17 protein-coding genes are annotated in these 20,273 nt (G+C 62.0%); 7 read left to right on the forward strand and 10 right to left on the reverse strand.

The window, feature by feature from the left end:
* Positions 1-171: 171 nt before the first annotated feature.
* From ycaC to AC07S6_RS04120, 4 genes are all read right to left on the reverse strand, one after another.
* Positions 172-789: an isochorismate family cysteine hydrolase YcaC gene (gene ycaC / locus AC07S6_RS04105; RefSeq protein ID WP_003191905.1), complete on the reverse strand. Its 618-nt coding sequence runs from the start codon at positions 787-789 to the stop codon at positions 172-174.
* Positions 790-818: 29 nt separating this feature from the next.
* Entirely contained in the window at positions 819-2,657 is a 1,839-nt protein-coding gene (locus AC07S6_RS04110) for an amidohydrolase (protein WP_495111773.1), read from the reverse strand.
* Positions 2,654-3,244 (reverse strand): antibiotic biosynthesis monooxygenase, encoded by a 591-nt coding sequence (locus AC07S6_RS04115; RefSeq protein WP_072448821.1) that lies wholly within the window; start codon positions 3,242-3,244, stop codon positions 2,654-2,656. The genes AC07S6_RS04110 and AC07S6_RS04115 overlap by 4 nt, the downstream gene beginning before the upstream one ends.
* A gap of 205 nt (positions 3,245-3,449) precedes the next feature.
* Positions 3,450-3,896, reverse strand: coding sequence for a MarR family winged helix-turn-helix transcriptional regulator (locus AC07S6_RS04120; protein ID WP_495111774.1), 447 nt, complete (start codon positions 3,894-3,896; stop codon positions 3,450-3,452).
* A gap of 81 nt (positions 3,897-3,977) precedes the next feature.
* On the opposite strand from AC07S6_RS04120, the gene AC07S6_RS04125 reads away from it, so the two are divergent.
* The gene (locus AC07S6_RS04125) at positions 3,978-5,150 is read left to right on the forward strand and encodes an aminotransferase-like domain-containing protein (protein ID WP_198862108.1); all 1,173 of its coding nucleotides are present in this window, start codon (positions 3,978-3,980) and stop codon (positions 5,148-5,150) included.
* 58 nt (positions 5,151-5,208) lie between these two features.
* Here the strand turns inward: AC07S6_RS04125 and AC07S6_RS04130 are convergent, their stop codons facing one another.
* Positions 5,209-6,156, reverse strand: coding sequence for a LysR family transcriptional regulator (locus AC07S6_RS04130; protein ID WP_050499506.1), 948 nt, complete (start codon positions 6,154-6,156; stop codon positions 5,209-5,211).
* 205 nt (positions 6,157-6,361) lie between these two features.
* Here AC07S6_RS04130 and AC07S6_RS04135 point away from each other — a divergent pair, with 205 nt between their 5' ends.
* Both AC07S6_RS04135 and AC07S6_RS04140 read left to right on the forward strand, forming a co-directional pair.
* A complete protein-coding gene (locus AC07S6_RS04135; RefSeq protein WP_034127392.1) occupies positions 6,362-6,760 on the forward strand; it encodes a helix-turn-helix domain-containing protein in 399 nt (132 codons plus the stop codon).
* A 58-nt stretch (positions 6,761-6,818) separates the two neighbouring features.
* Positions 6,819-9,581: an ATP-binding protein gene (locus AC07S6_RS04140; protein ID WP_054898658.1), complete on the forward strand. Its 2,763-nt coding sequence runs from the start codon at positions 6,819-6,821 to the stop codon at positions 9,579-9,581.
* On the opposite strand, the gene AC07S6_RS04145 is transcribed toward AC07S6_RS04140, so the two are convergent.
* Positions 9,528-10,982, reverse strand: a complete 1,455-nt coding sequence (locus AC07S6_RS04145; protein WP_495111775.1) for an ATP-binding protein — start codon at positions 10,980-10,982, stop codon at positions 9,528-9,530. The genes AC07S6_RS04140 and AC07S6_RS04145 overlap by 54 nt on opposite strands.
* Positions 10,983-11,132: 150 nt before the next feature.
* A complete protein-coding gene (locus AC07S6_RS04150; RefSeq protein ID WP_181125455.1) occupies positions 11,133-12,083 on the reverse strand; it encodes a GlxA family transcriptional regulator in 951 nt (316 codons plus the stop codon).
* Positions 12,084-12,265: 182 nt separating this feature from the next.
* On the opposite strand from AC07S6_RS04150, the gene AC07S6_RS04155 reads away from it, so the two are divergent.
* Together AC07S6_RS04155 and AC07S6_RS04160 are read left to right on the forward strand one after the other, a co-directional pair.
* Positions 12,266-12,988 (forward strand): pirin family protein, encoded by a 723-nt coding sequence (locus tag AC07S6_RS04155; protein WP_495111776.1) that lies wholly within the window; start codon positions 12,266-12,268, stop codon positions 12,986-12,988.
* A 145-nt stretch (positions 12,989-13,133) separates the two neighbouring features.
* The gene (locus AC07S6_RS04160) at positions 13,134-13,520 is read left to right on the forward strand and encodes a hypothetical protein (RefSeq protein WP_078467263.1); all 387 of its coding nucleotides are present in this window, start codon (positions 13,134-13,136) and stop codon (positions 13,518-13,520) included.
* A gap of 109 nt (positions 13,521-13,629) precedes the next feature.
* Here the strand turns inward: AC07S6_RS04160 and AC07S6_RS04165 are convergent, their stop codons facing one another.
* The gene (locus tag AC07S6_RS04165; protein WP_014718112.1) at positions 13,630-14,100 is read right to left on the reverse strand and encodes an Lrp/AsnC family transcriptional regulator; all 471 of its coding nucleotides are present in this window, start codon (positions 14,098-14,100) and stop codon (positions 13,630-13,632) included.
* A gap of 123 nt (positions 14,101-14,223) precedes the next feature.
* Between AC07S6_RS04165 and AC07S6_RS04170 the strand changes: the two genes are divergently transcribed.
* Positions 14,224-15,468, forward strand: a complete 1,245-nt coding sequence (locus tag AC07S6_RS04170) for a methionine gamma-lyase (protein WP_495111777.1) — start codon at positions 14,224-14,226, stop codon at positions 15,466-15,468.
* 228 nt (positions 15,469-15,696) lie between these two features.
* A complete protein-coding gene (locus tag AC07S6_RS04175) occupies positions 15,697-16,368 on the forward strand; it encodes a helix-turn-helix transcriptional regulator (RefSeq protein ID WP_177430936.1) in 672 nt (223 codons plus the stop codon).
* A gap of 132 nt (positions 16,369-16,500) precedes the next feature.
* Here AC07S6_RS04175 and AC07S6_RS04180 read toward each other — a convergent pair whose 3' ends face one another.
* Together AC07S6_RS04180 and macA are read right to left on the reverse strand one after the other, a co-directional pair.
* Positions 16,501-18,459, reverse strand: a complete 1,959-nt coding sequence (locus AC07S6_RS04180; protein WP_057974884.1) for a MacB family efflux pump subunit — start codon at positions 18,457-18,459, stop codon at positions 16,501-16,503.
* Positions 18,460-18,462: 3 nt separating this feature from the next.
* A complete protein-coding gene (gene macA, locus AC07S6_RS04185; protein ID WP_495111778.1) occupies positions 18,463-19,614 on the reverse strand; it encodes a macrolide transporter subunit MacA in 1,152 nt (383 codons plus the stop codon).
* Positions 19,615-20,273: the final 659 nt, after the last annotated feature.

The following is a 20,273-nucleotide window of genomic DNA, read 5'->3' on the forward strand; positions in this document are numbered from 1 at the left end:
GAGCAAGCTCCCTCGCCACAGTTACCGATTCTGTCTTAACTGACTGGCATTAGGGCAAGCCCGCTCCCACAGGGGATCTGTGCCAGGCGCTAATGTTGCGGGCAATACATAACCCCTGTGGGAGCCGGATTGCCAGCTCCCACAGGGCTTTGCGGTGTTTTACAGAGCAGGTTACTTGGCAGCGAACGCCGAGTAGCTGTTCATCAGGTTGCGGTAGTTGGGAATGCGCGGCGAAAGCAGGTTGGCCAGGCCTTCCATATCGTTGCGCCAGTCCACTTGCAGCTCGCAGGCCACGGAGAACCAGTTGACCAGTTGCGCACCGGCGGCGGTCATACGCGCCCAGGCAGCTTGTTGCACGGTTTCGTTGAAGGTGCCGGAAGCGTCGGTGACCACGAAAACCTCGAAGCCTTCGTCAAGGGCACACAGGGTCGGGAATGCCACGCACACGTCGGTCACCACACCGGCAATGATGATCTGCTTGCGGCCGGTCGCCTTGACGGCCTTGACGAAATCTTCGTTGTCCCATGCGTTGATCTGGCCAGGGCGCGGAATGTACGGCGCGTCGGGGAACAGTTCTTTGAGCTCAGGCACCAGCGGGCCGTTGGGGCCGCTTTCAAAGCTGGTGGTCAGGATGGTCGGCAGGTTGAAGAACTTCGCCACGTCGGCCAGGGCCAGCACGTTGTTCTTGAACTCGTTGGGGGAGAAATCCTGCACCAGGGAGATCAGGCCGGTCTGGTGATCAACCAACAGCACAACAGCATCGTCTTTGTTCAAGCGCTTGTAAGTCATGGGTAACTCCTTTGGGGATGGGGTGTTTTTCAAAAAGCAAAGCAGGAGCAGCCGAACGCCCCCCAGAAACCCTGGAAGTCGCTGACCGGCACGCTGGAAAGGCGCGCTTTTTCATGGCTGTGGGCATGCACGCCACAAGGGCCGCTGCACTGGTGAACCTGGGCCTGCATCGGCGACGTCGGGCGCCAGTGCCCTGGCACCTTGACCACCGGCGACCAGTCGGGCAGCACCGGTACTCGTGGCGGTGCGAAATCTTCGAAGTCGCCAGCGCCGTACACGACCTTGCCGCCGACCACTGTCAGCACCGACTCGATCCACTTGATGGCTTCTTCCTCGACGCTGAAAAAGTCCGCCGACAACGCGGCGACATCCGCCAGTTGACCGACCTTGATCTGGCCTTTCTTGCCCTGCTCGGACGAGAACCAGGCGCTGCCGTGGGTGAACAGCTCCAATGCGGTAAGGCGCGGCAAGCCCTCGGCGTGCAGCTCCAGGCCACCGACGGTGCGGCCGCTGACCATCCAGTACAGCGAGGTCCAGGGGTTGTAGCTCGACACGCGGGTGGCATCGGTGCCCGCCCCTACCGGCACGCCTTCGGCCAGCATGCGCTTGATCGGCGGCGTGGCTTCGGCGGCCTTGGCGCCGTAGCGCTCGACGAAGTATTCGCCCTGGAACGCCATGCGATCCTGGATCGCAATACCGCCACCGAGGGTACGCACACGCTCGATGTTTTTCGGGGTGATGGTTTCGGCGTGGTCGAAGAACCACGGCAAGCCATTGAACGGAATATCGCGGTTGACCTTCTCGAACACGTCGAGCATGCGCGAGATGGACTCGTCGTAAGTGGCGTGCAGACGGAACGGCCAGCGCTGTTCCACCAGGTGGCGCACCACCGGTTCCAGCTCCTGTTCCATGGTCAGCGGCAGGTCCGGGCGGGGCTCGAGGAAGTCTTCAAAGTCCGCCGCCGAGAACACCAGCATCTCGCCGGCCCCGTTATGGCGCAGGTAGTCATCGCCCTGATGCAGGGTGACGCTGCCGGTCCAGTTCTTGAAGTCGCTGAGCTCTTCCTTGGGCTTCTGGGTGAACAGGTTGTAGGCGATGCGCACCGTCAACTGTTGATCCTTGGCCAGTTGCTCGATCACCGCGTAGTCATCGGGGTAGTTCTGGAAGCCGCCGCCGGCATCGATGGCGCTGGTCAGGCCCAGGCGATTGAGTTCCCGCATGAACTGGCGGGTGGAGTTGACCTGGTATTCCAAAGGCAGTTTCGGGCCTTTGGCCAAGGTAGAGTACAAGATCATCGCGTTGGGCCGCGCCACCAGCATGCCGGTGGGGTTGCCGTTGCTGTCGCGTACGATCTCACCGCCCGGCGGGTTCGGCGTGTCCTTGGTGTAGCCCGCCACCCGCAGGGCTGCGCGGTTGAGCAAGGCGCGGTCGTACAAGTGCAGCACGAACACCGGGGTGTCCGGGGCGGCCTGGTTGAGTTCTTCCAGGGTGGGCATGCGCTTTTCGGCGAACTGGAATTCGTTCCAACCGCCCACCACGCGTACCCATTGCGGCGTGGGCGTGCGGTCGGCCTGGTCCTTGAGCATGCGCAAGGCATCGGCCAGGGACGGCACGCCTTCCCAGCGCAGTTCAAGGTTGTAGTTCAACCCGCCACGAATCAGGTGCAAGTGCGAGTCGTTGAGGCCGGGAATTACGGTGCGGCCCTTGAGGTCGATGACCTGGGTGCCGCTGCCGCGCAGGGCCATGGCTTCGCCGTCGGTACCCACGGCGACAAAGCGCCCTTGGTGGATGGCCACGGCGGTGGCGCGTGGGTTTTCCCGGTCCACGGTGTGGAACTGGCCATTGAACAGAATCAGATCGGCGTTCATAGGGTTTCCTTTACAGAGGCTTCAAGCCAGGGAGCGAACAGGCGGGTGGCCGCCGGCATCAGCAGGTACACCACCAGCAACACGATGGTCAGGGTGACCAGGAAGGTGGAGACCACGTAATTGGACAGAAACGGGTGCAACCGCAGGATCGGCCCCCAGATAAACGGCAGCAGCAGGGTTTGCGGCAGGATCACAAACAGGCTGACCACCGCCTGCTTCCAGCGCGGCGGCTTGGCACCACCCTCGGCCTGGGGCGTGAACCAGAATTCATTGGCCGCGCCGATTTCCGTCTGGTCGCCGTCCGCCAGCATCGGCGCGGCTTCGTCGATCAGAGCCTGGCGTTGCGGGGAGCCGAGCCATAGCTCAAGGGCGCTGGTGGAGCTATAGCGCAGCACACAAGTGAACAACGCCATGCCGTTTTGCTGGCTGCGCACCACGTCAACACCAAGGTGCCCAGGGCGTTCGCCCGCGATGCGCACGATGCGGCGCAACCAGGCTTCGTACTCGACTTCAAAACCGGGTTTGACCCGGTGCTTGACGACCAGGGTGACGACTTCGTCGGGGCTGGTGTTGGTGGTTGAATCCATGGCTGAGTGCTTCCCCGGGGTATTGAGCGATGGGGAGAGTCTGGCGGCTTGGCGGCTGGGGAGAATTGGATGTATGTGCTGTTTGGCTTTCAGTGAGCGCTGGCATGCCACAAGGGCCTGAAAACAAAACAGTAGCGGCCTCCCCCGGTACCGCCGGTGACCCCGTGCGCCCTACCAACAGGCTGACAGATCGCGGGGCGAATTTTTATTCGGTTGGCATTTGGATTTTCCCCAGTGCAAGGTTTACCGATAGCCACCCATTCACGGCCGTCTCTCCGGCCTCGGCGAACACGTGCTCCAGTAACTTCACTTGCTCGCGACGCAATGCCTGTTCAAGACGCAGCCCAGCATCGGTCAGTTCGAGCAACCGTTTACGCTTGTCGCTCTGCGACTCGATACTGTTTACCAGGCGCATTTCGATCACCTGGCGCAGTGGCGTGTTCAGCGCTTGCTTGGTCACTCCGAGCAATGCGAGCAACTCCTTGACGCTCAAGTTCGGATAGCGAGAGATAAAAAACACAATGCGCTGGTGCACGCGACTCAAGCCGCGGCGCTCAAGCATACCGTCGGCCTTGGCAGTAAAGGCGCGGTAGCCGAAGAAGAACGCTTCCATGGCCTGCTGCTGGGAATCGCGATTTTTAAGGTCAAGCATATTGACTTATCCTTTCCAGTCGTCGTAATTTCGGTCAAGCAGTTTGACTAATTCTAATAAACCTTGCCAGCGGTGACCTTCATGGCTTTTTCCGAACGTGTTTCGCGCCTTAAAAGTTCTTTGATCCGTGAAATCCTTGCCGCTGCCCAGCGTCCGGAAGTGATGTCGTTCGCGGGAGGTCTTCCGGCTGAGGTCATGTTGCCAAAAGTCGATTGGGCTCAGATGCCCGTCTCGATGGGCCAGTATGGTACGAGTGAAGGTGAGCCAGCTTTGCGTGAAAGTTTGGCCACTCAAGCGCGAGCGCTAGGTGTGCCATGCCAGGCAAGTCAGGTCCTGGTCGTCAGTGGTTCCCAGCAAACTCTCGATCTGGCTGCAAAGCTCTATCTCGACAAGGGCACCGAGATTCTTCTCGAAGCGCCAACCTACTTGGCCGCGCTCCAGATTTTTCAGCTCTTCGGTGCTGATTGCATCACCGTCCCGCTGGAGGCTGATGGCCCGAACCTGGAGACACTGCGCTCTCGCCTGGAAAAACACCGGCCGGCATTTATCTACTTAATCCCGACTTTTCAAAACCCATCTGCCGTACGCTACAGTGAGGCTAAACGTGACGCCGTGGCGGCTTTGCTTGATGAATTCGGTGTGACGCTGATCGAAGATGAACCCTACCGGGACCTGACTTTCGACGGCGGCAGTGCCACGCCGATTGTAGGTCGCCTGAAAAAGGCCAGCTGGATTTACACCGGTACTGTATCGAAAACACTGCTGCCTGGTTTGCGGGTCGGTTACCTGATTGCCAGCGCTGATCTATTCCCGCATTTGCTACGGCTCAAACAGTCTGCCGACCTGCACACCAACCGCGTGGGTCAATGGCAAGCGTTGCAATGGATCGGAACAGAACGCCTTGCGCACCACTTGGCTGAATTACGGGACTTCTACCGGCTTCGGCGGAACGCTTTTCAGATAGCACTGGAAACCCATTTTTCCGATCTGGCCGATTGGAATGTGCCACAGGGCGGGCTATTTTTCTGGCTGACCTTAAAGCGGCCCCTGGATACCCGCACGCTGCTCAAGGCCGCGCTTGCAGCGGATGTGGCGTTCATGCCAGGCGAACCATTCTTTCCAGATCCGGACAATAACCCAGGGTATCTGCGGCTGAACTTCAGTCACATCGATCCAGCACGACTGGACGAAGGCCTCAAACGCCTGGCAGCTGTAGTGCGCAACGCCCAGCAAGAGCAAACACAACGCGCATAGCTGTATCGACTACACCTTATAAAAATGTAATGGATAGCCCACAGCTCGCTGGAGCACTCTAGCGCTGTGAGCGCGTTGGCTGGCAGGCCGCCGCCGGAGGAAGCTCTCCCGCCATATGCTCAGCAATCCTGCCCCTCAACCACCGCTCCGCCGGGTCGTTGTCATGCACCCCGCTCCACACCATCGACAGCTCCGCCGCATCAATCGCAAACGGCGGGTCCTCGGCGCGCAGGCGTGTGCCTTCGGTCAACGCGCACGCGGCGTAATCGGGCACGGTCGCGATAATCTGCGTCCCCGCCAGCAACGCCCGTAACCCGCTGAACTGCGGCACCGCCAGCACCACGCGGCGCGAGCGGCCGATGCGGGCCAGGTCCAGGTCGATATTACCGCTCAGGTCACCGGAGAACGACACCATTGCATGGGGCCTGGCGCAGTAATCATCCAGGGTCAGCGGCGCCTCGCCGTCATCGCCGCGCAGGACTTTGCAGGGGATATCGCGCAGCTTCTTGCGCTTGGCATTGGCCGGCAGGTCGGTGGTGTAGCTGACCCCCACGGAAATTTCACCGCTGGCCAGCAGCGAAGGCATCAACAGGTAATTGGCGCGGCGCACCACTACGATGATGCCCGGCGCTTCTTCGCGCAGGCGGCTGAGTAACGACGGAAACAGCCCGAACTCCGCGTCATCGGACAGGCCGATACGAAACACCGCGCAGCTGGTGGAGGGGTCGAAATCCTTGGCGCGGCTGACGGCGCCCGAGATGGTGTCCATGGCAGGTTGCAGCTCCTTGAGTATCGCCAGTGCGCGCGCCGTGGGTTCCATGGCACGGCCGTTACGCAGCAGCAACGGGTCGTCGAACAAATCGCGCAAACGGCCCAGCGCGGCGCTCACTGCCGGTTGACCGATAAACAGTTTTTCGGCGACTCGGGTCAGGTTTTTCTCGAACATCAAGGCTTCGAAAATCACCAGCAGGTTCATATCGACGCGGCGCAGATCGTTGCGGTTCATGGGCGCTATCCAAACGTTTTCCAGGGGGCCAGAGAAGCATGCACTGCACGCCTGGGATTGCATAGCTGTGCTGTCTTTTCCGGCACCGCACCTGGCGAAATTAACAACGATTAACTCGTCAGCCAGGCGCTCCGGCAACAAGATGAAGCGCGTCTACACTGCACCCATCCACCGGGAACGTTCCCATCGACTGCGGATATTTGTCATGGCCCGACTCGAGCAATATTCCCCCCGGTTGCCCGCCACCGGTGGCCTGTGCCCCCGGCGCGAGCGCATCGCCAAGCAACTGATCCTCGCCAACCTCGGCGAAAGCCTGGCGATCGCCGACCTGGCCCAGGCCTGCGCCTTGTCGCGCAGCCATTTTTCCCGCGCCTTCAAGTGCACCACCGGGCTGTCGCCCCAGGAATGGATTCGCCAGCAACGCATCCAGCGCGCCAAGGAACTGATTACCGGCTCGTCCCTGAGCCTCACCCAGATCAGCCTGGAATGTGGCTTTTGCGACCAGGCGCACTTCTGCCATATGTTCACCCGCAGCGAAGGCGTCAACCCGATGACCTGGCGAAATCACCACTCGCGCAGCAAACCTGATGTGATCGCTGCCTAGTGGTCTGCACGTACCTGGAATATGCTGGTCGCTCCCTTCCTCCAGAACCTGGGCAGCCATGAATGACTTGAGCGACCAGGCCGTGCATTTCGGCCCCTACCGCATCCACCCGCGCCAGCGCCTGGTGCTGGAGGCCGGCCGCCCGCTGCGCCTGGGGCGGCGGGCGGTGGACATTCTGCTGATCCTGCTGGAGCACGCCGGCAATGTGGTGAGCAAACAGGAATTGATCGCAAGGGTCTGGCCCAAAAGCGTGGTGGAAGACGGCAACCTGCGGGTGCACATGGCTGCGTTACGCAAGGCGCTGGGCGACGGCCAGGCCGGGCAGCGCTATATCGTCACGGTCGCCCAGCGCGGCTACAGTTTTGTTGCGCCACTGAGCATCGAACCCATGACGCTGCCCACCGACGGTGCGCCCCAACGCCCCAGCCATAACCTGCCCCTGCGGCGCACGCGCATGATCGGCCGCCAAGCGCTGATCGACGCCCTGGTACAACAACTGCCGCAGCAGCGCTTTATCACCCTGACCGGCGCCGGTGGCATCGGCAAGACCACCGTCGCCCTGCGCGTCGCGGAATTGCTGATCGGGCATTACCGCGACGGTATTCACCTGCTGGACCTGGCGCCGCTCAGTGCCGCGTCCATGATCCTGCCCAACCTGGCCGCCCTGCTCGGCCTGACACCGGGCGAGAATGCCTCCCTGGCCAGCCTCGCCCGCAGCCTGCAGGCACGCCAGATGCTGCTGGTGATCGACAACTGCGAGCACCTGCTCGACGACATCGCCCTGATCAGTGAAACCCTGTTGCGCCATGCACCGCACCTGCACATCCTCACCACCAGCCGCGAAGCCCTGCGCGCCGAAGGTGAATATGTGCAGCGCCTTGAACCGCTGGCCTGCCCGCCCGCCACCGGCAACCGCGCCCAGGCCCTGGGTTACCCGGCCATGCAATTGCTGATCGAGCGCGCCATGTCCCACCAGGAGAGCTTTGCCCTCAGCGACGCTGAACTGCCCCTGGCGATTGATATCTGCCAGCGCCTGGACGGCATTCCCCTGGCGATCGAACTGGTGGCCGCGCAAATTGAACGGTTTGGCTTGCCGGGCCTGCTGGTGCAGATGGAAGACAACTTTCGCCTGCTGACCCGCGGCCGACGCAGTGCCCTGCCACGCCAGCAAACCCTGCGCGCCACGCTCGACTGGAGCTTTGACCTGCTCACCGCGTGCGAACAAATCTGCCTGCGCCGCCTGGCGGTCTTCCGTGGCGGCTTCAGCCTGGTCAGCGCAGCGGCGGTGATCGCCGGGGAGCAAGTGGCCCCCGCCGAAGTGCTGGGCTCCATTACGCAACTGGTGGCCAAGTCGTTGTTGAACGTGGAAGCAAGCGATGACGAGATGGTCTATCGCCTGCTGGACATCACCCGCACCTACGCCCTGGAAAAGCTCAGCCAGGCCTGCGAACTGCATGCCACACGAGAGCGCCACGCTGCACGCTGCCTGGCGCTGATGGAACAGGCCCAGGGCGACTGGGACCTGATCGCCACACAGCCGTGGATCGACCGTTACGCACCGCTGCGCGAAGACGTGCGTGCCGCCCTCGACTGGGGCTTTGCTGACGACGGTGCGCAGCTGCTGGCTATCCGCCTGACGGTCAGCGCGATGCCGCTGTGGCAAGAGTTGTCGTTGCTGCGTGAGCACGGCGGCTATGTGGACCAGGCGCTGGCGCTGATCGGCCAGGTCACCGCGCCCTGCACGCAATTGACCCTGCAACTGCAATTGGCCCTGGGCAGCCTCTCCTACCACGCCATGGGCGCCGCACCTCGGACCATTGCGGCATTCGAGGGTGCCGCACGCCTGGCCGAGACAACCCAGGACCTTGGCGGCCAGTTGCGGGCGGTCTCCGGGCTGATGGCGGTGAACCTGTGCGCCGGGCGCTACGGCCCAGCGCAGGCGCTGAGTGTGCAGTTTGAACGCCTCGACCCACGCACCGAGCCGTTGCTGGGCCTTAGCGCGCAGCGGCTGCGTGCGCTGGGTCAGCATTACACCGGCAACCAGACGCTCGCCCGACACCACGCCGAGCAGGTGCTGCAGCGCATGTCCCAAAGCGGTCACGTGAACCGCTTTGCCTTCGGGGTTGGCGTGCAGTACGACCAGGGCGTCGCCTCCTTGACCGTGCTGGCGCGAATCCTGTGGTTGCAGGGCTTTCCCGAGCGCGCCTGGCGCACCGCCAGTCAGGCTTTGGAGTTGGCGCTACAGATCAACCACGGCACCTCGATTTGCTACACCCTGGCCCTGGCTGGGGTGGTGATCGCCCGCTACAACGGCGCCGAAGACGACGCCCAAGCCCTGCAAAGGCTGCTGCTGGAGCAGTCGCACAAGCATTCTGTGCAGTTGTTCCAGACCTGGGCCGGACATTACGCCGGTATTCTTGGCCAACCGGATTGGCAGGGCCTGGGTCTGATCCAAGACACCTTGATCACCTTCGGCACCCATGCCGTGGATGCACCAACCCTGGAACGTGCGCGCAGTGGCGCTGCGGGCTGGTGCGCCCCGGAGATTCTGCGGGTGTACGCCTTGCAGCTAGAGGATGAGCACACCACTGAAACCCTGCTGCTGGAGGCGCTGGGCCTGGCGCACCAGCAAGGCGCCCTGGCCTGGGAGCTGCGCTGCGGCGCAGCCCTGGCGCAACTGTGGCAACAGCAGGGGCGCATTCAGCTCGCCAGGGACTTGCTCAGTTCAATCCACGCACGTTTCAGCGAAGGCTTCGCCACTCAGGATCTACTGCGCGTGCGCTGCCTGCTCGACGAGTTGCAGGACAAACGGCCGGCCTGAGAACGCCCCCAGGCAAGGCGCGTAGCCCTGCTGCAAACGCGCGACCTGACGCGGGTCGCGCAGTTGCCCCAGGGCGTAGCTGCGCACACAGTTGAGCAGCCGATAGCGCGCCGGGCCCAGGCCGGGCTCGACGCTCAGCAGCGAGACGTTGACCAGGCGCGCCAGCAGGTAAGACAGGTCGGCATGTTCGAGCTCGGTACCGACCACCAGGTCACTCAGGGTGGGTAAGGTGACTGCCATCTTGAACAGACTCAATTGCAGAAACAGCCAGCACTCCGGCAGGCTCAAGCGCTCGTAGCTCCAATCCAGGGCCGCGGTCAGTGAGCGATGGCGCTCCACTGCCGTGCGGCGCCCACGGGCCAGCACTTGCAAGCCTGTGCGTACTTGCATCTGCACACCGCCGATGCCCAACGCATCCACCTGGGCGGCCGCCAATTCCAGGGCCAACGGCAGGCCGTCCAGACGCCGACACAGGTCGCCCAGCGGCGCCAGGTCCTGGGGCCGCAAATCAAACCCCTGCTGATTGGCACGCGCGCGTGCCACGAACAGTTGCACCGCAGGACAGGCCATCGCCTGCTCGACATTGGCCAACGCCTTTGGCGACGGCACTGCCAGCCGAGGCACGCGCACTATCCACTCGCCAGGGGCCAGCAAGGCTTCGCGACTGGTGATCAGCACGCTGATGCCCGGCGCCGCCTCGCGCAGCGCACGCATCAGTTGTCGACACGCGCCCAGCAGCAGGTCAGCGCCGTCGAGTACCAGCAACACGTGGCGCGAGGCCAGGCGCCGGCCCAGTTCGTTGAGGCTCGCGGGCGTCGAATGCAACTGCAACACCCTGGCCAGGCTACCGAGCAGTTCGCTCGGGGTTTGCACAACGGCCATGTCGACCCACCATACGCCGTCGCGATAACGCGGCAATACCCGCTCGGCCAGGGCCAGGGCCAGCGTGCTCTTGCCAATGCCGGCCACGCCGGTGAGGGTCAATAACCGCTGCACAGGCAACCGTCGCGCCAGCACGCCCACCAGTTCATCTCGCCCCCCCACCGGGCTGAGCCGTGCAGCCAGGTTGTGCTGAGGCAGCAGCGTCGGCAGCGCGTCCTGCGCAGGCGCAGCGAAGCAGTAACCGCGCTGGGGGTGATTGAGGATCCAGCGTTGGCCGTCAAGGGCACGACGCAGCGCGGCGATATGCACACGCAGGTTGCTGTCTTCAACGACGCTGTTGGGCCAAACCCGTTCGATCAAGGTCGCCTTGCTGACGAAGTGCCCGGGCGCTTCGAGCAGTACTGCGAGAATATCCAAGGCTCGCCCGCCCAGTGGCACCGGCCAGCCCGCCTTGCTGACCAGGCGCTGCTGCCGATGAAAGGTGTAGGGGCCAAAGCTCACCGCCGTAGCATTTTGCATGTCCGTCACAGCGCTGAAACACCCGTGCTTGAGTGCCTGCGCATCCTTTTTCCATGGGCTCGACGCTATCTTGCCAGTTGGCGATGACAGGACAATGCTGGCACGGGGAGCGATACGGACAATCGGGTGCCTGAGACGGACATGGTGTCGTTAACTGAACTGTTGTCGGTATTGGGTAGGGTTCAGCCCGAGCTTTTCGCTGAACAGAAAGCGCATATGCCGCACGCTGCCAAAGCCTGCGTGGAAGGCCACGGTCTTGAGCGGCAGGTCGGTGGTTTCCAGCAGGTGCCGGGCCCGGTCGATGCGCGCGCCCTGCAGGAACGCCATGGGCGTCATCTGCACGTCCTTGGCGAACAGCCGCGCGAAGTGGCGTGCGCTCATTCCGGCCAACTCAGCCATGGACTCGATGGTAAAGGGTTGATCCAGATGCGCCAGGACGTAGTTCTGCACGCGGGTGATCGGAGTTTCCTGAGGCGCCACGGCGGCAGTCATCGGGCTGAACTGGGCCTGGCCGCCCTGGCGCTTCATCACCACCAGCAGCACTTTGGCCACATCCACCGCCACTTGCTTGCCATGGTCTTGGGCCACGACCGACAGGGCCAGGTCGATACCCGCAGTGACGCCGCCAGAGGTAATCAGGCGCCCGTCCTGCAAATAGATGCGATCGGTCTCGACGATGGCGCCGGGAAACGCCTTGATCAACCGCTCGGTGTAGTGCCAATGGGTGGTCACGCGGTGCCCGTCGAGCAAACCTGCGTGGCCGAGCACAAAAGCGCCGGTGCAGATCGAGCCAAAACGCCGAGCCCGTGGCGCCGCAGCTTTGAGCCAGGGCAACAACGCGGGGTGGCATTCGTTATAGGCGCCGGGGCCGCCCGGCACCAACAGCAGGTCATAAGCCGCCTGGGCCTGTTCCAACAGCAGGTCGGTCTGCACGCTCACGCCATTGGAGGCCTGCAACGGACCGGGCTCAGTGCCGATGGTCAGGATCTGGTAGTGGTCGGCCGCCGGCAGGTAGCGGTTGGCAATCGAAAACACTTCCAGCGGCCCGGCCATATCGAGCAGCAGGAAGTCCGGGAACAGCGCCATGGCCACGGTTTTCATAAGCGGGAAATGTCCATCGAGAAGGAGTGCGACGGGCATTATGGCACGACTTCAACTGTCAACTTTAAAGAGACAGTTATTCTATTTTCATCTTCTTAATCAATCATTCGTTAACCATTAACCTTCTTCTCAACGCAAGCGCTCTGCATCTCGCAGCCCGCGCTCACTTGAGGACTGGACCCATGCTGACCCTTCGCAAAGCTTCCGAACGCGGCGCCGCCAATCACGGTTGGTTGAAGTCGTTCCACACCTTCTCTTTCGCCAACTACTGGAACCCCAAGGAAAAGGGTTTTTCCGACCTGTTGGTGATCAACGACGACCGCGTCGCCGCAGGCAAAGGCTTCGGCCAGCACCCGCACCGTGACATGGAGATCTTCTCCTACGTGCTCGAAGGCGCGCTGGAACACAAGGACACCCTGGGCACCGGCTCGGTGATCCGCCCCGGCGATGTGCAACTGATGAGCGCGGGCAGCGGCGTAGCCCACAGTGAGTTCAACCACAGCCAGCGTCATGGCGTGCACTTCCTGCAAATCTGGATCGTGCCCAACGAAGCAGGCGCCAAGCCGCGCTATCAGCAGGAGCACTTCACAGAAGCGCAAAAACGCGGGCGTTTGCAGTTGATCATCTCGCCGGAGGGCGCCAACGGTTCGCTGAAAGTGCGCCAGGACGCACGGGTGTATGCCGGGCTGTTCGACGCTGACGAAAGTGCCCGCCTGGAGCTGGCACCGGATCGCTACGCCTACATCCATGTGGCGCGCGGCAGCGTTGAACTCAACGGCCAGCGCTTGCAGGAAGGCGACGGTGTACGCGTACGGGACGAACGCCAGATCCGCCTGAGCCACGGCGAAGACGCTGAAGTACTGGTGTTTGACCTGCGCCCCAACGAACTGCCGCAAATGCCATGACGGCCGCAGTGATGGTCCCGCCAGCGGGACCATCGTTGGCATCGATAGTCACCATCAGCGCAATGAAGTTCTCTAAAAAAATGCAACGCGTAACATCAAACCCATGCCAAACGGCACCCAACTAAAACACTCGGAGCACATCATCATGAAACGCCAACTCTTGCTTAGCCTCGCTTTCTCGGTACTCGCTGCAAACGCTTTTGCCCACCCGGTTGTCGCTGAAGGCGGCGCGGATCGCCTGATAGAAACCCGTGTTGCCGAAGGTGGCGCGGATCGTCTGCAAGAACGTGGTTTGGCTGAAGGCGGTGCTGATCGTCTGCAGGAACGTGGCCTGGCTGAAGGCGGTGCTGATCGCTTGCAGGAACGTGGTCTGGCTGAAGGCGGTGCTGATCGTCTGCAGGAACGTGGCCTGGCTGAAGGCGGTGCTGATCGTCTGCAGGAACGTGGCCTGGCTGAAGGCGGTGCCGATCGTCTGCAGGAACGTGGTCTGGCTGAAGGCGGTGCCGAGCGTCTGCTGAGCACCCACGTATAACCCCGCACTGTTGGCGGGACACCCCAAACCGGCCTGATCAGCCGGTTTTTTTTCGTCTTCGATTTGCCTGGGTATCCACACGATGTCGACTGAAGCGCTAAGCCGTGCCTCAACCCGGCAGCGGAATTACCCGCAGCGGCCTTACCGACTTGTAGGAAAAACTCGAATAGATCTCCTTGACGCAAGGCAAGGTCTGCAAGACCTCTCGGGCAAATTCACCGAACGATTCCAGGTCCTTGGCCACCACTTCCAGCAAAAAATCATAGCGCCCAGAGACGTTATGGCACGCCACAATTTCTGGGATGGCCAACAGACGTTGCTCGAATGCCCGGGCAATTTCCTGGGTGTGGCTTTCCATCATGATGCTGACGAACGCGGTCACCCCGTAGCCCAGTGCCTTGGGCGAGAGAATCGCCTGGTAGCCACTGATCACCCCACTTTCTTCCAAGGTGCGCACCCGACGCCAGCACGGTGAAGTGGTGAGCGCCACCCGCTCGGCCAACTCGGCCACGGTCAGGCGGGCATTGCCCTGCAACGCGTTCAAAAGGGCTTTATCGGTGCGGTCCAGCTTGATGGGCATAACGTGCCTCTAATCATTATTTTTATCGGTGTTTGATCCACAAACGCAGGTTTTTCCGGGCTTTTTTGCAAGGTTCATCCGTGGTTATGAGCATAGCATTGTAGGAAATAAGGAGCGTCCGACATGCACAATAAACACACCACATTCGGCTTTTCCACCCGTGCCATACACCACGGCTATGACGCCCAGGACCACCACGGCGCACTCGTCCCGCCGATCTATCTGTCTGCCACCTTCGCCTTTCCCACCGTCGAATACGGCGCCGCCTGCTTTGCCGGCGAAGCCAGCGGCCACTTCTATACGCGCATCTCCAACCCGACCCTGGCCCTGCTGGAGTCGCGCATGGCCAGCCTGGAGAACGGCGAGGCCGCCGTAGCGTTCAGCTCCGGCATGGGCGCGATTGCCGCGACGTTCTGGACCCTGTTGCGCCCGGGCGACGAGATCATCGTCAGCCAGACGCTCTATGGTTGTACGTTCGCCCTGCTGCACCACGGCCTGAGCGAATTCGGCATCAAGGTGCGGCATGTCGACCTGACCGACCTCACCGCCCTGCAAGCAGCGTTTTCCCCCGCCACCCGCATGCTCTACTGCGAGACCCCGGCCAACCCCAACCTGCGCCTGATCGACATCGCCGTCGTGGCCGAACTGGCCCATCAGCAGCCGAATGTCACCGTGGTGGTCGATAACACTTATTGCACCCCCTATCTGCAACGCCCCCTGGAACTGGGCGCCGATGTGGTGGTGCACTCGGCCACCAAATACCTCAGTGGCCACGGCGACATCACCGCAGGCATCGCGGTGAGCAACCAGGCCCTGGCGCAGCGCATTCGCCTGCAAGGGCTCAAGGACCTGACCGGCGCGGTGATGTCGCCCCAGGACGCCGCATTGCTGATGCGCGGCCTCAAGACCCTGGGCCTGCGCATGGACCGCCATTGCAGCAACGCCCAAGCGGTGGCCGAGGCGCTGCAGGCGCACCCTGCGGTGCAGTGGGTAACCTACCCCGGTCTGCGTTCTTTCCCACAATACGAACTGGCAAACCGGCAAATGAAACTGCCCGGCGGCATGATCGCCTTTGAACTCAAGGGCGGCCTCGAAACCGGCCAGCGCTTCATGAACGCACTGCAACTGTTCACCCGCGCAGTCAGCCTGGGAGATGCCGAATCACTGGCCCAACACCCGGCAAGCATGACCCACTCCACCTACACCCCCGAACAACGGGCGCAGCACGGTATCAGCGAGGGTCTGGTGCGTTTGTCGGTGGGGCTTGAAGACGTTGCCGACTTGCTGGCCGATATCCATCAGGCCCTGGCCAAGTGCAGCGCTGCCAACCTGCGGCCCATTGCGACAGCGGCGTATGCGATGAAATAGCGTCCAACCCCATGGTTATGCGGTGCCTGGGCGGCGGTCGGAAGGATCCGACTGCCGCTCTGCCTGTTTAATGTTTTTTTTCGCAGATTGGATCCCCCTCCTTTAGCCAGGCTGTACTAGCATGTCAGCGGCGGGACGCACTATCACTGCAGGTTATTCACATTAGTTACCTTCTTAACCCCCGTCGCTATAAGGCCCAATACCTGCACGAAACTCATGGACGAATTGATGAACTCACACCTGTTCCCACAGATAGGCAAGGTCATCGCCAGCACCGGCAGCCGCCATTTCCCACGCATGCTGCATGACCTGATCCTCACCCAATTGGCAGTGGACGCTACCCATATCACCCAATTGCAAGTCAGCCGCGAAGGCCTTGGCCGCCGCAAGATCAGCCCGGTGTACACCGATTCGGTGGCAGCCCTGGGCAGCGAGCAACTCGCCGCACAACTGCACCTCACGCGCCGCAAGGACGATGTGCGCTATGTGTTGTCGGTGTATCGCTCGCACCCCTCCGACAGCTTTTCCGCGCAAGAACGCAGCATGCTCCAGGACTTCTCCACGCTGTTGCTGCCCATGGTGGAAAAACACATCACCGCGCTGCAGCCATCGCTCCCGGACAGCCCGTGCGCAGTGCCTCAACCCCAGGGCATCGACACCTTGCGCCGACGCATCCAGGAGCGCCTGCTGCAATCGGGGCTTACCTTGTCCAACCGTGAACTGGAAGTGTGCGTAGGCCTGCTGGCCGGGCGCACCGCGCCGGAGCTGGCCGAGCAATTGGCGTTGAAGGTCAACACCATCGAGAGCTACCTCAAGCGTGCGGCGATCAAGTTGGGGATCAGCGGGCGGCACTCGTTGTTGCGGTGGATGTACTCGACCGAGTCTGACACGGCCCTATAACCCAAGCCTACATCCCATGTGGGAGCTGGCTTGCCTGCGATAGCGGTGGGTCAGCAACCCGGGGGAGACTGTCACGCCGCTATCGCAGGCAAGCCAGCTCCCACAGGTTTGAGCGCCGTTGGGTGGTCCGGATCAGTCCCGGGCCAGTGCCTCTATCGGATCCAACCGCGCCGCATTCCGCGCCGGTACAAAACCAAACACAATGCCGATCAACGTCGAACAGGCAAACGCGGTAATGATCGAGCCCACCGAAAACACCATCTCCCACTCCTTCACAAACAGCGAAAACAGGTAGCCGATGGCGTAGGACAAGGAGATCCCGATGATCCCGCCGATCAGGCACACCATCACCGCCTCCACTAGAAACTGTTGGCGAATATCCGATTGCCGCGCCCCCACCGCCATGCGAATCCCGATTTCACGGGTGCGCTCGGTGACCGACACCAGCATGATATTCATCACACCAATACCGCCCACCAGCAAAGAAATCACCGCAATCAATGACAGCAACAGCGCGAGGGAGCGGCTGGTTTTCTGCACCGTCTGCATGATGCTGTCGAGGTTGTTGGTGAAAAAATCCTTGGTGCCGTGGCGTTGCAGCATGAGCTTATTGACGTTGTCTTCCACCACCTTGCTCGGCTGGCCGTCCTTGATGCGCACGGTGATGCTGTCCAGATGACGCTGGCCCAGCAGACGGCCCGCCGCGGTTTCGTATGGCACCCACACGTTCAGGGCCTTGCTGGCGGCGAACATGTTTTTATTGTCCGCCGTCACGCCGATCACCGTGCACGGCAGGTTGCCTATCAGGATCACCTGGCCCAGCGGGTCGATGTTGGGCCCGAACAGGCGCTGGCGAGTATTGTGGTCGATCACCACCACCTGGGCCTGGCGCCGCGCATCGCTTTCGCTGAAGGTAATGCCGGCTTCAAGCTTGAGGCCCTTGACCTTGAAGTAGCGGTCACTGACACCATTGACCTGTGCATCCACGTCGATGTTGCCAAAGCGCAGCATCAGGTTGCGGCCCACCACCGGCGTGGCGCTGTCGACGTAATACAGCTGGTTCAACGCGTCCACATCCGAGGGCATCAGCGTCTGGATCGCCGAGGCTCGACTGTCGCCAAAGCTGGTGCCGGAAAAGATATCGATGGTGTTGCTGCCAATCGCCTGGATGTCCTTGAGCACATAGCGCTTGGCGCCTTCGCCGATGGCCGAAATCGACACCACCGAGGTGATGCCGATGACAATCCCGAGCATGGTCAGCAAGGTGCGCATGCGGTGGGAGATCAGCGCCACCCACGCCATGTTGAACGCTTCCTTGAACAGCCCCAGGCTCGCCACCAGGCGCCGCGCCCCGCTGCGTCGGGGCTCGACCGGCGCCTCGACGGGCAATTCCAGGCCGACGCTGTCGTTGGCCTTGTCGCTGATGATCTCGCCATCACACACCTCGACAATGCGCTGGGCGTTCGCCGCGACCTTGGGGTCGTGGGTGACGATAATCACCGTGTGCCCCGCCGCGTGCAGTTCGGCGAGGATGCGCATCACCTCCTTGCCGCTGTGGGTGTCGAGGGCGCCGGTGGGTTCGTCGGCCAGGATCACTTCACCGCCATTCATCAAGGCCCGCGCGATACTCACCCGCTGCTGTTGCCCGCCGGACAGCTGGCTGGGCCGATGGCTGGTGTGGCCCGACAGGCCCAGGCGTGCCAGCAATTCCCCGGCGCGGCTATGGCGCTGGCTTTGCGGGGTGCCGGCGTAGATCGCCGGCATCTCCACGTTGTGCAAAGCGCTCAGGTGCGCGAGCAAATGGTAACGCTGGAAGATAAACCCGAAGTAATCGCGCCGCAGCTCTGCCAGTTGCTCATCGCCCAGGGAGCGGGTTTCGATGCCATTGATCTTGTAGCTGCCGGCGGTGGCGTAATCCAGGCCACCGAGGATGTTCATCAGGGTCGATTTACCCGAACCGGAGGCGCCGATGATCGCCAGCATTTCCCCGGCATGGATGGTCAGGTCGATGCCCTTGAGCGCGATGAATTCACGCTCGCCGGCCATGAAGCTGCGGGTGATGCCCTTGAGTTCCAACAGAGGCTGGGTCATGACTCAACTCCCCGCCACGGCAGGTGTAGCATCGCCGATCACCACGGTGTCGCCCTCGGCCAGGCCGTCCAGGATCTGCACCTTGACGTTGTTATTGATACCGGTCTTCACCGTGCGGGCGACCGCCTTGCCCTTGGCATCCAGCACCCGCACGTCGTAGCGGCCATCGGCATTGCGCACGCCCAGCGCCGCCACGGGCACCATCAGCGCGGCCTGGGCGGTGTCGAGCACGATGCGCACCTGGGCGGTCATGGCGATGCGCAGGCGGTGCTCTGGGTTGGGCACGTCGAACAACGCGTTGTAAAACACCGCGGTGTTTTGCTTCGGCGTGCCGGCGGTCTGGGTTTCCAGGAAGTTCTGCGGCGCCGGCTCGGTGCCGCGCAGCTTGGCGTAATAGCGCTTGTCCGCCTCGCCGAGAATGGTGAAGTACACCTGCTGGCCGGTGCTGATATGAATCACATCCGCTTCCGACACTTGGGCCTTGACGGTCATGGTGTCCAGGTCTGCCAGCTTGAGGAGCACGGGCGCCAACTGGCTGGCGATCACGGTCTGGCCTTCTTGGGTGACAATGCCCACCACGTCGCCGTCGATGGGCGCGTTGATGCGGGTATAGGCCAGGTTGACCTTGGCGGTGTCGATCTCGATGTGCGCGCTTTTGATCTGTGCGTCCAGGGACAGCAGGTTGGCCTGCTGCACCTGGTAGGTCGATTCGGCGTCTTCGAAATCCTGGCGTGACACCGACTCATCGGCCTGCAAGCCTTTGTAGCGCTCATATACGGACCTGGCCTGCTTGAGCTGCGCGGCTGTCGCCCGGCGTTGGGCCTGGAGGTTTTCTTCATCGACCTGGGCTTTGCGCAGGGTGTTCTGCAGGATCAAGGGGTCGATTTCAGCCAGCCATTGGCCCTTCTTTACCTTGTCGCCGACTTTGACTTTCAGCGACTTGAGCTGGCCAGAGACCTGGGCACCGACGTCGACTTGTTTGACGCCTTCGAGCAGGCCGGTGGCCAATACCGCGTTTTCGATATCGCCGCGTTCTGCGGTCGCGGTGAGGTATTGGGGGGCGTCGGCGGGGGCGTTTACGGTGTAGATGGCCAGGCCGATTGCGACGGCCACTGAAGCCAGAATGCCGATTTTGCGGAATTTAGACGTTTGCATGGTTGGCTTCTTGATTGAGTACAAATATGGTTGCGCGCTGACGCTGGCCTGGGTAAAGACCTGACAGCCGACCCCTGTCTACCTGACGCTCCTCGGTCCAAATGTGGGAGCTGGCTTGCCTGCGATGGCGGCCTTCTGGTCGACCATTTAGCTGGGTTGGAATGAGTACATATCCATTCCTGCGGTAACGGCCACCTAGGGTTCCGCTCTTACAGCGGCTCACTTTTGAAAAGCGCAAAAGTAAGCAAAACGCTCTTGCCCCACCACTCGGCACCTCGCCCAGGCTCGGTGTGCCCGTAATCCGCCAGTGATTTGGGGGGCCGCCGCCACGCGCCATCCATGGCGCGGGGCGGCTAAACCGGCATCCCTGCCGGTTTACCCCCCAAATCCCTGTCGAATTCCGGTCAGCGTGGTTTAACGGGGCGCCTAAGATCAAAAGCAGATCAAGAGCAAGAGCCGCTCGCTTCGCATCGTGGTTTCCGGGGGCAAGTTTGCCCCCCCATGTCTCACCGTGTTCCCCCTTACCACCCGGTCGGCTATAAGGCCGCCGCGCTCTGCTTTTGATCTGAAATCGCCCCGTTAAACCACGCTGGCCGAACGCGGGCTTTGCAGCGTGGGTAACCCGGCAGCACGCCGGGTTAGCCGCACTGGGCCAGGGA

It is taken from the genome of Pseudomonas sp. GW821-FHT07B01 (genome assembly GCF_059419065.1).